This window comes from Chitinophaga sedimenti (assembly GCF_023156195.1).
GTDB lineage: Bacteria > Bacteroidota > Bacteroidia > Chitinophagales > Chitinophagaceae > Chitinophaga > Chitinophaga sedimenti.
This window is the reverse complement of record NZ_JAKUKA010000001.1, coordinates 4,700,999-4,713,804: the sequence shown is the minus strand read 5'-3', so window position 1 is coordinate 4,713,804 and position 12,806 is coordinate 4,700,999. Positions and strand designations below refer to the sequence as shown.

The window sequence follows — 12,806 nt, the reverse complement described above, 5'->3', positions numbered from 1 at the left end:
CGATGATTAAGCAACTACTCTTAAACATTACGCTGACGCTGGTGTGGGTGATGCTCACCGGGGAGTTCAGGTTCGGCAATTTTGTATTCGGATTTGTACTGAGTTACGGTATCCTGTGGTTGGTACAGAAAAACGAAGATGGTAAGCGCTATTTTACACGCGTGCCCGCTGTGTTCAGTTTTATCTTTTTCTTTCTGTATGAAATAATAAAAGCGAACCTGCAGGTAGCGTACGATGTGATAACACCGCGCTTTTTCATGCGACCGGGCATCGTAAAATACCCGCTGGATGCTAAAACAGACCTGGAAATTACTTTTCTTACCAACTTTATTTCGCTCACACCCGGCACACTCATTCTTGATGTTAGCGACGATAAAAAGGTAGTGTATATCCACGTGATGTACCTCGACGATAAAGAAACCTTCATTCGCCAGTTGAAAGAAGGATTGGAAAAACGGTTATTAGATATTTTGAGATGAACCTGCAAACTTATTTGAATTACGTGATTTTGCCCATCCTGTCGCTGTCCGTGCTGCTGGTGGCTTTCCGGTTTTTTAAGGGGCCGGGCGTGGTGAACCGTGTGATCGCGCTGGACCTGCTGATTACCGTCGGCATCGGCATTATCACTATTTACAGTATTCAAACGGGCCAGTCCACCTTCCTCGATGATGGTATGATCCTGGCCCTGATCGCGTTTTTGGGCACGGTCGCTTTCTCCTATTATCTTGAAAAAAGAAAGAAAATGATTGATATTATTATAATGATTCTCGCTACTATAGGCTCTCTGGTGGTGCTGGTCGCCGCTATCGGCATTGTACGTATGCCCGATTTTTACCTTCGCCTGTCTGTAACGATTAAAGCCGCCACGCTGGGCGTGGGGTTGATCCTTGCCTCCGCGGCCGTGTTCTTTTTCGATTTATCGATCACCACCAAGGTGTTCGCCATCATTTTTTTCCTGGTGTTAACCGCGCCGGTGGCCGGCCACATGATTGGCAGGACCGCTTACTTTACCGGCACAAAGCTCTGGAAAGGCTCTATCATGGACGATTTGGAAGGCATGTACGATAAAGAAACACATAAGCTGAATAGCGACGATAACGACAAAAGCAGGGACTGATCCGTCCCTGCATCCTCAAAAATGAGTATTTGCGCCTCTATTTTTCCCCCTATCTTGCTCCTGCTATTTTAGCTGTATCCCCGAAACGCCCCAAACATCTCCGTTATCTAAACATGTGAAATAATGAAACGTTTGCTTTATCTCTTGCCGATGGCATTCGCAGTGCTGGTGTTGGCCTGCGCAAAAGAATCCGGCGATGATGCGCCCGAAGAGCCCACCGGCCCTGGTACTGGTCCATCTACCCCTGTTGTACACCCCACCTGGCAGGCTTCCGCATGGGATGTTGGTTATCAGAAATCCGGTAAAATGGTCGTACTAGGCGGACTTACAAAATCCGGTGGCCCTTTCAGCAAGCCTACACGTGTGTACAGGTTAGTGGGTGTAGATTCCATCGATGCAGCGTTCGACACGACCACCCTGGCTAAGGTGTTTGTAAGCGGCGTTCTGCCAAGTGAATTAACGGTTCAGACCGATGATAAAATCTTGCTCGACGGTGAATTCACCGTTGACGGTAAAAAAACAGAACTCATCCGCCTGCTGCCGGATGGTAAGCTGGATATGGATTTCATAAATAATGTGCGTCTGCTGTTTACCAGTACGGTCAAAGATTACCAGCTTACGCCAGCCGGACAGATATACGTACTCGGCCAGCGGGATTATGAATTCAAAAGATTAAATCCCGACGGCACGGAAGATAAAAGTTTCGTATACCGGGAACGCGCCGGCTCCTGGTCGCCTTCGTCCGTAAGCCTGCTGCCCGATGGTAAACTGCTTTTCGTACAAAATGAAACCGTTACCCGTATTAACAGCGATGGTTCCAGGGATGCTACCTTTAAATACAATTACAAACGCCAGGCGGCCGCAAACACCACCGACTACACAACGCTGGCCTTCGCATTTGTGCAGAAAGACGGCAAATTCATACTCACCGGCAAATATGCCAGGTTCACGGACAACGCCGATGCAACCAAGGTGTACGATTACCTGAACGTGGCGCGCTTTAATGCGGACGGTACGTTTGATCCCACGTTCCAGAAATCGTCCAGCACCGACGGTACTGCTGCCGTTTACCTGATGTCGGACGATACGTTCTGGCGCAAGGAAGCAAAAGTAATGTATACGAATAACTGGCAGGAAGTAGTACGCCAGCACGATAAAGATGGAAAGGTACTGGGAGAGTATACGGTGAAAGGCTTAGTAGATAAGGTAATCGGGGTGAAGAACGGGAAGGTGCTGATCGCGGGTAACTTCTTCGATGACTACGACTCGTTTGAATTGCTTTTTGATAAGTATGCGGCGGATGTAACACCCTTAAAGGAAGTGACGCTTAAATAACTGGGAAGGCCGGTCAAACAAGACCGGCCTTTTTATAACTAATATCTCGTCTTCTTCTGTTGCCCCGGCGCAAACGGCTTGGCAGATTTTGTACCTGCTGCTTTTTTGCCTGTCCCGGCGGTAACGGCCCCGAACTATGCGACGTATGCACGCAGGCGCTTAATGTAAAAACGAGGAGTGCGAAGATGCCCAATTTGTTAATATGCTGCATGGTATGCGTTTTTTTCGGCTTATACATGCAGGATGTGTGCCAAACTTATCAAGACGAAAAGGCGGCCAGCACCCGGCCGGCAGGTTCAGGCGGATATTTCTGCCAACCTGCTATTCGCGTTGTGTTGACAAGCATCATAATTTGTGTCCCTGGATGAGTAAAACTGCGCGGATCGACTGTTCTTTCAGGTGTAATACCTTCTTTCGCTCCTCGTCGTTTTTAAAGTTTTCGAAGTCTGCTTCGCTGTTAAAACTTACCAGGTGAATTTCATAAGGCGGATCGATGTGGTGTTCGATGAACTGGTTGTCTGTTGGCCGCACGCGGAACAACAACTGCCCGTTATATTTAGCAATCGTAGGAATAGCAACCGCTTCAAATGCATCGAAAACGGATTCGCTGCCGGGCTTGATGTAGATTAACTGGGTGATGTAAACCATATGTTATCTTTCTATCATGAAGATAAGATTTGTGAAACTTTTTCGCTGCTGCTTGTGTTAAATGGTCTATTGAATTCACGGACTGGCTATATGTAGCACCCGGAAAGGCGACCTTGGTTACTGGATCGGGTACAAAATTGTGGCCGCATACGATGCAAAGGCCGCCGATATGTAAAAACAGGCTATTAAAGATACCTGAGGGTAACGGACTATAAAGACCTGCTCACAAAAAAGCGGCTACCTTTCGAAATACCTGTAACTTTAAGAAAACACCCTGTATGCATCCGGAAGTTCAGGCTTACAACGACGCCCAATTGCCCACCGACCGCGACACCTGTAATGTGCTCGCTGGCATTATTGACCAGCAGCTCCCTAACGCCGAAAATAAAATCTGGCACCGCCACCCGGTATGGTTCCTCGACGGTAACCCGATCGTGGGCTACACTAAATTAAAAGACAGTGTGCGCCTGTTATTCTGGAGCGGTCAATCTTTCGATGAACCGGCACTGCAGGCAGAAGGTACATTTAAAGCCGCGGAGGCGCGCTATACTGCTGCCGGACAGATAAGCACCGACGATCTCAAGCGCTGGCTGCAAAAAGCCGAAGCCATTCAGTGGGATTATAAAAACCTCGTGAAACGAAAAGGCAAACTGGAGCGGTTGAAGTAACAAATTCTGTCCCATCAGTTGATGGATCAACCCGGAAGACGACTTGTGCGTTTCCGGGTTTTATTTGTACAAAACACTTGGCCATAAAAATTGTTATAACAAAAAGGCCCGCGATGAAATTTCGTGTAGAATACTGAAAGCCGCCGCCGCCAAACACCGCCTCCGTATCCGCAAAACCCAGCTGGAAAAGGCGAATAAGGCAAAAACACCCAACCGTCCGCTCACAACCAAAACGGTAAAATAACCGTAGATTTATAGTGATGAAGCCTGAACCTGGAAAATTCCGCAGGTACTTCTCGCCCCGTGCACGATGGCGCGAAATACTCGCACTTTTGGTCATATTGCTCGCCATATTTTTCTTTCGCAGTGAGCGGAAGGAATTGGCCGCTATTGGCCCGCAGTTACAAATGGCGCAGCAAGGCTGGATGCTCGCTGGTTTCACAATGGCCTTTATCTGTATCGTTTGCCAGGCGGGAATTTACCGCATGAGTTTCGCGGCCATCGGACTTCGATTGCCTTGGGGCACGGCAATCACCCTTTTTCTGAAGCGCAATTTTATTGGTGTGTTTTTGCCTGCGGGTAGTGTAAGCGCATTGGCGTATGCACCGTCGCAATTGCGTCATGCAGGATTTGCCAAAGCCCAGGTGCACCAGGGCAGCGGGCTGTTTGGATTTGCCGGATTGTTGTCCACGTTTATCGTAGGTATACCGGTGATTGTGTTCGCATTGTTGAATCATTCCATCTTCAAAAATGTCTGGATCGGCCTGGTCGCGTTGTTTGCCTTTATAGCCGGAATTTTATGGGTGGCGCGTTCACTGCGCGGTAAAGGAAAATTGTACAATAAGATTGTTAGCCGCTTTCCGTCCGCAGGCCCAGCCCTTGATGAAGTATTTTCCGCTAACGTACATGCTGCCCGCTTCGGTGGCGCTATTTTGTTTTCCTTGGGTGTAGAACTAAGTGGCATCCTGATGTTGCTGGCGGCCATGTTGGCGTTAGGGCATCCCGCTTCCTTCGGCGCTGCGGCAATGGGGTATGTGGTGTCTATATTAATGATGGTGGCCTCGCCTTTCCTGAAAGGTCTCGGAGCCGTGGAACTGTCGATGGTATACGTCCTGGAGCGCTCGGGATACCCTGCGGCTGCGGCCTTATCGGTGACGATATTGTACCGCGTATTTGAATTTTGGCTACCATTATTTTGCGGCCTGCTCGCTTTTGCCTGGCGGGGACGAAGGTTCTTTTATCGCCTCGCACCCGCGTTACTCACCTTCGCGCTGGGCATTGTAAATATTATATCTGCCATCACGCCGCCGTTGCACACACGTATGCGGTTATTGCACGAATACCTGCCCCTGTCGGCCATTCACGCGTCGAATATGTTGGTGTTGTTTATCGGGTTGTTTTTGTTGATAACTGCAGCTTATCTCGTAAGAGGCTTGCGCAGTGCCTGGATTACTGCATTAGTGTTCGCGGTAATATCATTACTGGGGCACATCGGCAAAGCATTGGACTATGAAGAAGCCATACTGGCAGGTATCACACTTGTGATCTTGCTAATTACGGCCTCGCAATACCGCTTCAGGAGCAGCCAGAAGTGGCTGGTGGTCGGCGTAAAAACAGCCCTGGTCAGTTTTGTGGCGGTGGGCATTTTCGCATTTATCTCTTTTTACTTTATTGATGAGGTGCATTTTGGCCGGGACTTTACCTGGCAGGAGGCATTGCTGCACACAGGAAAAGCGTTTTTATTAATGACCGACGAAACACTGACGCCGGTAACGGCTTTCGGCCATGAATTTGTGCGTATTATACACTGGCTGGGCTTTATCACCTGGTCATTTTTCCTTTTTTCGTTGCTGCGGCCGGGCTTGCGTGCGGTGCCCGAGGAAGAAGGCGCCCATGACAAAGCAGCCCGTATCCTGGATAGTTTCGGCGATTCCGCGCTCGATTTTTTTAAGCTGAATAAGGATAAGTTTTACTTTTTTTCGGAAGATGAGGATGGATTTGTCGCATTCCGGGTGGCCGAAGGTTTTGCAGTTGTACTCGAAGAACCGGTTTGCGCCCCCTCGCATAAATTGGATCTGCTGCTGGAATTCGAACGGTATTGTCGGCGGCAGGGACTAAAGCCGGCCTTTTATCGTGTAGATGAAAGTAGTCTTTTATGGTTTGCCCGGCTGCACAAGCAAAAATTGCTTATCGGTCAGGAGGGTATTGTCGATGTGGCTAAATTCTCCCTGGAAGGAAGGGATAAAAATCGCTACGTAATGGTTTGAATGCCTTGCAGAAAAAAGGAATCACGACAATGGTGCATCCGGCGCCGCAAACACCGGAAATGATCGGCCGCTTAAAGGAAATTTCCGACGAGTGGCTGAAGCGTTATGAAATAGAAGAACAAGTGTTTTCTCAGGGAATGTTCTCCGCGGCAGAACTGGAAAAGCAGGATGTGATTACATTACAGGATGCCGATGGGCATGTAACGGCGTTTCTCAATATCGTACCGGATTATGCGGAAGATGAAATTACCTACGACATGATCCGAAAACGGACGATGCGCCGCCTGCCGCCATGGATGCACTGATCATAGAGCTGATAGCATATGCCAGGGAGCGGGGACAGTTGTTTGTCAACCTGGGTATGACGCCGATGATGGGCATCGAACAACCGGAAAATACCGCCGAGCAGCTTATTAAATTTACCTCAAAACTAAAACGTTTCCAGCACTATAAAGGATTACGCGAGTTTAAAGAAAAGTATGCCACCATCTGGGAAAACAAATACCTGGTGTATGGTAATGATTTCGACCTGTTGCAATTGCCTTTTGCGCTGAACGCCATTATGAAAGCCTGATGTTATGAAACAAGTATGGATGCTGCTGCTGGTGCTGCTCACCAAACCTGATATGCATTTTGCCCAGGGCGCGCTGCCCGTCCGCGAGTGGCGGGCCGCAACCGACTTGCCCTTCATCTTATATATTAGCGGCGACGGCGGACAAAACGACTTTTCCACTGACTTTTGCAAAGCCTTGCACACGGCCGGTTATGCGATAGCGTCCGTTGACGCGCGCAGTTACTTCTGGAAAAAGAAAACCCCGGAAGTTGCCGCTACTGAGATTAGTAATTACCTGCGCCTCCAGTTGGCCAACCGACCGGGGAAATCGTTTATACTGATTGGGTATTCTTTTGGCGCCGATGTATTGCCTTTCATTGCCAGCCGCGTGCCTCCCGACCTTAAAGTGCACCTGCAATCATTGTTATTATTATCTCCTTCCGGCTCCACGGATTTTGAAGTCCATCTTTCAGACATGATGGGCGGCAATAAAAGACGCAGCATGTTAGTCGCCGGTGAACTCAACCGTATTACCGGTCCGCGTAAAATATTGTTGTTTGGCGCGAGTGAAAAGAATTTCCATTGAAGGATGTGACACCGGTAGTTACAACCTGCTCACATTACCCGGTGGCCACGACTACGATGGCAACGTTGCCAGCGTAGCGGCTATGGCTGCAAAAGCGATGCGTTAATGGAGTTACGGTTTCTTTTTTTCGTTTGTTCCATCAATTCCTTCATCATATCCACCTGTATCTGCTGAATTTCCAGCAAACTTTCCTGCTGCTGTAAAATGAGGTGATCGATCTTTTCATGGAGCATCCGTATTTCAAGTTCGCTCTTCAGGTTCACCATGTAATCGTTTTTCGCACGCTCGCGGTCTTTTTCTTCCTGCCGGTTCTGGCTCATCATAATTACCGGCGCTTGCAAAGCCGCAATGCAGGAAAGAATCAGGTTCAGCAAAATGAACGGATACGGATCAAAACCCTTGTTCAGGAATACTACAACATTCACGATCATCCACACCACCAGGAAGCCGGTAAATAGACCGATGAACCTCCAGCTGCCGCCAAAGGTGGCGATGCGGTCGGCCCACCGTTCGCCGCGGTTTTCCAGATTTTTCACTTCGCTCGCCTCGTCCGAAATCAGGCGGTCCTGGTTAATATTGTCCATTACCGTTTTTTCCAGGTCGGTAAGCGTACCCACCTCCCGGGTCAGCAATTGTTGAATGTATTGCTGCCGGTACTGGTTAACTTCGTGTACAGACATCACACAACTTTCATCAAAATCCGGGTGCTCTTTTTTGATTTCGTTCATCAAACCCGGCCGCAAACTTTTGCAGACACCCTTTCTGTAATCGGAAAGGTCTTATTCGAAATGTTGCTCGTAAAATGCTGCATAATATGTCAGATTGTTATATGTGTTTGTGCCACACAAATATTTATTTAACAACGCCTGCTGATTTTCAATACGATCCCAGCATAAATCTGGCATAAAAATATGACAAATTGTTATATGTGTAGTCTGGACTGTAAATCGTTTCAGGCCGTTATATAGACTTACTACTGAGCTCCAAAACAAACATGGCTATAAAAAGGTACTAAAAAAGAAAAGCCCCGGTAGAAACCAGGGCTTTATTTACACGCCTTTCAAATTGTGATTATCTCGTTAAACTCAACCTATAAAACATAAAACTCTTTGTTTGCTTCCGGAATAGCTGGAACTATGACCGCTTCTTCCTGTTGCATTTGCCTTAAATCCCGTTCTATATTGCGTGCAATACTCGTCATCGGGGTATCCGTTGGTTTATTTTCGAACGGATCCGGAGATTGATGGCCATTTTTTCGATTAATAAGAACGAAGCGGAAATGGCAACCACCAGGGGAACTTCCATTAACCCGAAATGATCTATCAGTGCGAACGGCAGCAACATGATAAAAAAGATCACGGTAAAATGCGTATACAAGCTGTATGTAACCGGGAACACTGTATTTTTAATTCTTTCACACTTACCCATGGCATCCGTCAGGCGGCTGAGCGTACGGTCGATCTCCACCTGCTGGTAAGGGCTCACCCACTCGCGTTCAATAGCGTACTTCAGGTCGCGGCCATGCAGGTGCATCAGCCCTGAGGGAACATTATCGAACCTGGCCAGCTGGTTCAGTTCTCTTTTAGATAACAACCGGTCCAGTCCCTTCAGCGCGTCCATACCTCAGCGATTGTCCCAGTGCGTAGGTCCAGGGCGATCTGCCTTTTAACGAACTGGTCCTGGAAGTGTTTAAATTCTTCCGACTTATACGGATCGTCCGTGAGCGTCAGTATCTGGCGGGCCAGGGTACGGGAATCGTTAACGATGGCGCCCCAGATGGTGCGGGCCTCCCACCAGCGGTCATACGCCTGGTTGGAACGAAAGGCCAGCAACAGTGACAGTGAGGTGCCGAGTACCATTGGAACAGCGATAGGTATAGTGATATCACCTATGTGGTACGTGTTATATAATATGTTGATGACGAGGGTATAAACCGTAATGGCCAACACTTCGTACTTTATTTTACCGAATACATATTGAAACGGAATATTGTGCTTCAATAACATAGCTTCAGAATTTGTCGGTGAACTAATTAAGTGATACCGGGGCATCTAAGTGCACCACCGGGCCGGGCCCGGGATCCCTTCAAGTGTTTGCGAGCAGTAAATCCGAAATGGATGCCCGTACAAAACTTGGTTTCCGGGTCACTGCCTGCACTTCTACCCTTGGGTACCTGCACTTTTTAATCAACTGGGCAGGATTAAAACTGTCCTTGCCCGGCAACTGATAAGATTCTTCTTCCGGATGAGCAATGGCATTAATATTGTTGGCCAGCAGGAAGTTCCGGAACGAAGCGTTCGTACTGCCTACAAAGAATTCAACTGATATATCGCCGATCGCCGAAGCATATTTATTTTTAAGAATCTCACAAGCTTCGCGAAATTCGTTTGTAATCAGATCATGATGCCTGGCGCCACGGTTAAAATGCAGCAGGTCGATAATCGAATCAGGCATCTTTAATGCGTGCATGAAAACAATGTTCACAGGCTCTCCCTGTTGTTTTTCTACCACGCTATGCACATATCCAAGAGAGCGAATGCTAAAATCAGTAGGTACTAAAATATTTTTCATATACTACGATGATTTATAGTACAAAATTATTTCGGTGGTATTAGGGACACGTAAAACGGGGTAAAAAGGTGGATGCAATGTGGTAAGAATCTGGTAAGAAAGGTTAGTGATCCTTCCCTTTGCGGCCTACAGCCCTTAAATTTGTTTATAATGAAGATATTATTGGTAGAAGATGAGCCTGGCGTAGTGTCGGTGGTATCGCGCGGGTTAAATGAGGCCGGCTACACGGTAAGTGTGGCCCCCGATGGTAACCTGGGGCTGCAAATGGCCACAGCAGGCAGTTATGGGTTGATTATCCTGGACGTAATGCTACCCGGTCTTAACGGCATCGAAGTATGCCGGCGCCTCCGTGCCGACGGTCTTGCTACCCCTATTCTTATGCTTACCGCCCTTGGTACTACCGAAAACATCGTGATGGGGCTCGATAGCGGCGCAGACGATTACCTTGTAAAGCCCTTTAAACTGCAGGAGCTGGAAGCCCGCGTAAGGTCCATGTTCCGCAGGCAGGGCGCCCCGGCGCCACCACCACCGCCGCCGGAGCCGGTAAACGAGTTGCGTTTGGCCGATCTTACGCTGAACCTGGACACCAAACAGGCCAGCCGTAACGGGCATTCTATTGCACTCACCGCCACCGAATACCGCCTGCTCGAATATTTGTTCAAGAATCCACGTCGCGTTCTCTCGCGGATGGAAATCCTGGAACAGGTATGGGGTATCGATTTTAATATGAACACCAAAGTGGTGGATGTATATATTAATTATCTGCGTAAGAAACTGAACAAGGCCGGGGGCCCGAACTGATACAAACCGTGGTGGGCTTAGGTTATATGTTAAAAGAAGGCGAATGAAGATCCGTACAAAGATAATACTGGTGTTTGCCGCGCTCACGCTGGCAGTAGTACTGGTTACCAGCTTTTTCGTGTATTACCTGGCCAACCAGTATTCATTCGAGGACTTTTATAAACGCCTCGAGATCCGCGCATATATTACGGCAAAGGCTTCTCTTCCTTATTTTGAATCGGATGCCGCCGTGTACAACGAGATCCGTGACAAGCACCTGGAAAAGATGCCTTCCGAACAGGAGTACCTGCTCAAGGTAGATACACTCACCCACGTGGTACAGCACGACGATCGCCTGTCGCTTCCTGAAACGTTTTATTCCCAGGCCATTCATACAGGCAAAGCCACCTACCGCCAGGGCGACCGCTTCTTCGAGGGCATCCTTTATAAAAGTAAGCAGGGCCACTACCGGTGATCATTTCCGCCATCAACCAATATAGTAAGGAGTATTTGCAGGAGTTGCAGCACATCCTTATTATCAGCCTGCTTATTGCCTCGTTCGCGATCATCATGACCGGGCAGTTCTTTTCGCAATACATCCTGCGGCCCATCCGGCAAATGATGCTGCAGGTAAAGAACATCAGCTCGCGTAACCTGCACCTTCGGGTAGAGGAAGCCGGCAGCCGCGATGAGCTCAACGAACTCGCATCTACCTTTAATAATATGCTCGACCGGCTCGAAACCGCGTTTGAGACACAGAATAACTTTGTAAGCAACGCCTCCCACGAATTCAGTACACCGCTTACCGCCATTATCGGCGAAGCGGAACTGTCGCTCAGCCGCGAACGCACCACCGAGGACTACAAACGTGCTATCAAAACGATCCTGGAGCAGGCGGAAAGGCTGGAACATATTACCCGAAGTATGCTGCAACTGGCGCAAACCGGCTTCGATGGTAAAAAACAGGAGTGGTGTTTGGTGCGGACCGACGAGTTGCTGTTCACCGTAAAAAGTATTGTGGACCGTTTGTACCCAGGCAACCAGGTAGAAATCGATTATAGTCTGTTTCCGGAGGAAGATGAGAAGTTAACGGTAAATGGCAACTTCCAGCTGCTGGAGCTGGCGCTGAGCAACATTGTAACCAACGCTATCAAGTATTCTAACAACCAGCCGGTGAGCCTGGCACTTGCGGCGACACATACCCGCATTATTATTATTGTAAAGGATCGCGGTATCGGTATTCCGCAGGAAGATCTGCCTTACATCTTTTCACCATTTTTCCGCGCCAGCAATACATCCGACTTCAAGGGTTACGGCATTGGGTTGCCGCTGGCCATGAACATTGTACGCATGCATAAGGGAGAAATCATCGTAAACAGCATCGTGCAGCAGGGCACCGAAATAAGGGTGGAGCTGCCGCGTTAGTTGCTGATCTGCTCACACAACCGGTAAAAATGCTTCACTACATCGACCGCCTGCATGTACGATGTGGGTTTGATTACGTACGAATGCGCGCCGAGGGACAGGCACTCATCGTGTTCTATCGGGTTGAGGGAAGTAGAGAATATAATAACCGGAATAGCCGCCAGCGATGGTTGCGCTTTGAGATAACGCAGCGTTTGTGTGCCGTTCATTTTCGGCATGTTCAGGTCAAGTATCACCAGGGCGGGCAGTTCCTGCCGCCGGCCGAGGCATTGCTCCAGGAACGAAATAGCCTCTTCGCCATTCACGGCAAAGGAAATAGCCGTGCCATACCCCAGTTCTTCAAAAGTATCTTTAATTATAAGCCGGTCTTCGGCATCATCATCTACCAGTAATATGCTGGGACTTTCACTCATAAACTCGTTTGTTTAACAGGTAAGGAAATGGTAAAGGTTGCACCTTCGTTTTCTTTACTGCTGGCGGTAATGCTGCCGTTGTGGAGGTCCACTATCTTTTGGCAGATGGCCAGTCCCAGCCCTGTTCCTTTATATTGGTCGTTGGAGTGCAAACGCTGAAACAACGTAAACATTTTCGGCAGGTACTTTTCATCGAAACCGATGCCGTTGTCTGTTATATAAATGGCAATGGTGCCATTCTGCTGTGCACAGCTGATGCGGATGACCGGCTTCAGGTCTTCCCGGGCGTATTTCAGCGAGTTGCTGATCACGTTCCCGAACAGCTGCCGGATCATTCCTTCATCCGCTTCTATCACGGGCAGCGGCTCAACTTGTATGTCGGCCGATTGTTCGCGGATGCGTACTTCCATGTCCTGCAACGTTTCCTGTACCACCACTTGTAC

Annotated in this window: 17 protein-coding genes and 1 pseudogene; 11 read left to right on the top strand and 7 right to left on the bottom strand. The window is 48.6% G+C overall.

Annotated features, from left to right (window positions below; genetic code table 11):
* Nucleotides 1-2: 2 nt before the first annotated feature.
* The 3 genes from MKQ70_RS26890 to MKQ70_RS26880 all read left to right on the top strand — a co-directional run bounded on the left by MKQ70_RS26890 (nt 3) and on the right by MKQ70_RS26880 (nt 2,452).
* The gene (locus MKQ70_RS26890) at nt 3-479 is read left to right on the top strand and encodes a Na+/H+ antiporter subunit E (protein ID WP_248075713.1); all 477 of its coding nucleotides are present in this window, start codon (nt 3-5) and stop codon (nt 477-479) included.
* Nucleotides 480-502: 23 nt separating this feature from the next.
* Complete coding sequence (gene mnhG, locus MKQ70_RS26885; RefSeq protein ID WP_248081680.1) at nt 503-1,117, top strand: monovalent cation/H(+) antiporter subunit G; 615 nt, start codon at nt 503-505, stop codon at nt 1,115-1,117.
* A gap of 123 nt (nt 1,118-1,240) precedes the next feature.
* Complete coding sequence (locus MKQ70_RS26880; protein WP_248075711.1) at nt 1,241-2,452, top strand: delta-60 repeat domain-containing protein; 1,212 nt, start codon at nt 1,241-1,243, stop codon at nt 2,450-2,452.
* 345 nt (nt 2,453-2,797) lie between these two features.
* Here the strand turns inward: MKQ70_RS26880 and MKQ70_RS26875 are convergent, their stop codons facing one another.
* On the bottom strand, nt 2,798-3,100 hold the full coding sequence (locus MKQ70_RS26875; protein ID WP_248075709.1) for a DUF1330 domain-containing protein: 303 nt from the start codon (nt 3,098-3,100) through the stop codon (nt 2,798-2,800).
* A gap of 278 nt (nt 3,101-3,378) precedes the next feature.
* Between MKQ70_RS26875 and MKQ70_RS26870 the strand changes: the two genes are divergently transcribed.
* The 5 genes and pseudogenes from MKQ70_RS26870 (at nt 3,379) to MKQ70_RS39675 (ending at nt 7,280) form a co-directional block, all read left to right on the top strand.
* Nucleotides 3,379-3,768, top strand: coding sequence for a DUF1801 domain-containing protein (locus MKQ70_RS26870; RefSeq protein WP_248075708.1), 390 nt, complete (start codon nt 3,379-3,381; stop codon nt 3,766-3,768).
* A gap of 260 nt (nt 3,769-4,028) precedes the next feature.
* A complete protein-coding gene (locus tag MKQ70_RS26865; RefSeq protein WP_282456755.1) occupies nt 4,029-6,035 on the top strand; it encodes a lysylphosphatidylglycerol synthase domain-containing protein in 2,007 nt (668 codons plus the stop codon).
* A gap of 29 nt (nt 6,036-6,064) precedes the next feature.
* Nucleotides 6,065-6,609, top strand: a pseudogene (locus MKQ70_RS42745) (phosphatidylglycerol lysyltransferase domain-containing protein).
* A gap of 4 nt (nt 6,610-6,613) precedes the next feature.
* Nucleotides 6,614-7,174, top strand: coding sequence for an AcvB/VirJ family lysyl-phosphatidylglycerol hydrolase (locus MKQ70_RS26855; RefSeq protein WP_248075706.1), 561 nt, complete (start codon nt 6,614-6,616; stop codon nt 7,172-7,174).
* The gene (locus MKQ70_RS39675) at nt 7,155-7,280 is read left to right on the top strand and encodes a hypothetical protein (protein ID WP_282456752.1); all 126 of its coding nucleotides are present in this window, start codon (nt 7,155-7,157) and stop codon (nt 7,278-7,280) included. Before MKQ70_RS26855 ends, MKQ70_RS39675 begins: the two co-directional genes overlap by 20 nt.
* Here MKQ70_RS39675 and MKQ70_RS26850 read toward each other — a convergent pair.
* The 4 genes from MKQ70_RS26850 to MKQ70_RS26840 form a co-directional block, all read right to left on the bottom strand.
* On the bottom strand, nt 7,255-7,902 hold the full coding sequence (locus tag MKQ70_RS26850) for a DUF1003 domain-containing protein (protein WP_248075705.1): 648 nt from the start codon (nt 7,900-7,902) through the stop codon (nt 7,255-7,257). The two genes, MKQ70_RS39675 and MKQ70_RS26850, sit on opposite strands and share 26 nt — an antisense overlap.
* A 469-nt stretch (nt 7,903-8,371) precedes the next feature.
* Nucleotides 8,372-8,794 carry a bestrophin family protein gene (locus MKQ70_RS39670; protein WP_282456751.1) on the bottom strand — a complete coding sequence of 141 codons (423 nt, stop codon included), beginning with the start codon at nt 8,792-8,794 and terminating at the stop codon, nt 8,372-8,374.
* A complete protein-coding gene (locus MKQ70_RS39665) occupies nt 8,782-9,180 on the bottom strand; it encodes a bestrophin family protein (RefSeq protein ID WP_282456749.1) in 399 nt (132 codons plus the stop codon). Before MKQ70_RS39665 ends, MKQ70_RS39670 begins: the two co-directional genes overlap by 13 nt.
* A gap of 79 nt (nt 9,181-9,259) precedes the next feature.
* Nucleotides 9,260-9,745, bottom strand: a complete 486-nt coding sequence (locus MKQ70_RS26840; protein ID WP_248075704.1) for a hypothetical protein — start codon at nt 9,743-9,745, stop codon at nt 9,260-9,262.
* A gap of 150 nt (nt 9,746-9,895) precedes the next feature.
* On the opposite strand from MKQ70_RS26840, the gene MKQ70_RS26835 reads away from it, so the two are divergent.
* The 3 genes from MKQ70_RS26835 to MKQ70_RS26825 are packed head-to-tail and all read left to right on the top strand — an operon-like array spanning nt 9,896 to nt 11,950.
* Nucleotides 9,896-10,546, top strand: coding sequence for a response regulator transcription factor (locus MKQ70_RS26835; RefSeq protein ID WP_248075702.1), 651 nt, complete (start codon nt 9,896-9,898; stop codon nt 10,544-10,546).
* Nucleotides 10,547-10,589: 43 nt separating this feature from the next.
* Nucleotides 10,590-11,000, top strand: a complete 411-nt coding sequence (locus MKQ70_RS26830; protein WP_248075700.1) for a hypothetical protein — start codon at nt 10,590-10,592, stop codon at nt 10,998-11,000.
* Complete coding sequence (locus MKQ70_RS26825) at nt 10,997-11,950, top strand: sensor histidine kinase (protein ID WP_248075698.1); 954 nt, start codon at nt 10,997-10,999, stop codon at nt 11,948-11,950. Before MKQ70_RS26830 ends, MKQ70_RS26825 begins: the two co-directional genes overlap by 4 nt.
* Here the strand turns inward: MKQ70_RS26825 and MKQ70_RS26820 are convergent.
* Both MKQ70_RS26820 and MKQ70_RS26815 read right to left on the bottom strand, forming a co-directional pair.
* Entirely contained in the window at nt 11,947-12,363 is a 417-nt protein-coding gene (locus MKQ70_RS26820) for a response regulator (RefSeq protein WP_248075696.1), read from the bottom strand. The two genes, MKQ70_RS26825 and MKQ70_RS26820, sit on opposite strands and share 4 nt — an antisense overlap.
* A complete protein-coding gene (locus MKQ70_RS26815; protein WP_248075694.1) occupies nt 12,360-12,800 on the bottom strand; it encodes a sensor histidine kinase in 441 nt (146 codons plus the stop codon). The genes MKQ70_RS26820 and MKQ70_RS26815 overlap by 4 nt, the downstream gene beginning before the upstream one ends.
* Between the last annotated feature and the right edge of the window lie 6 nt (nt 12,801-12,806).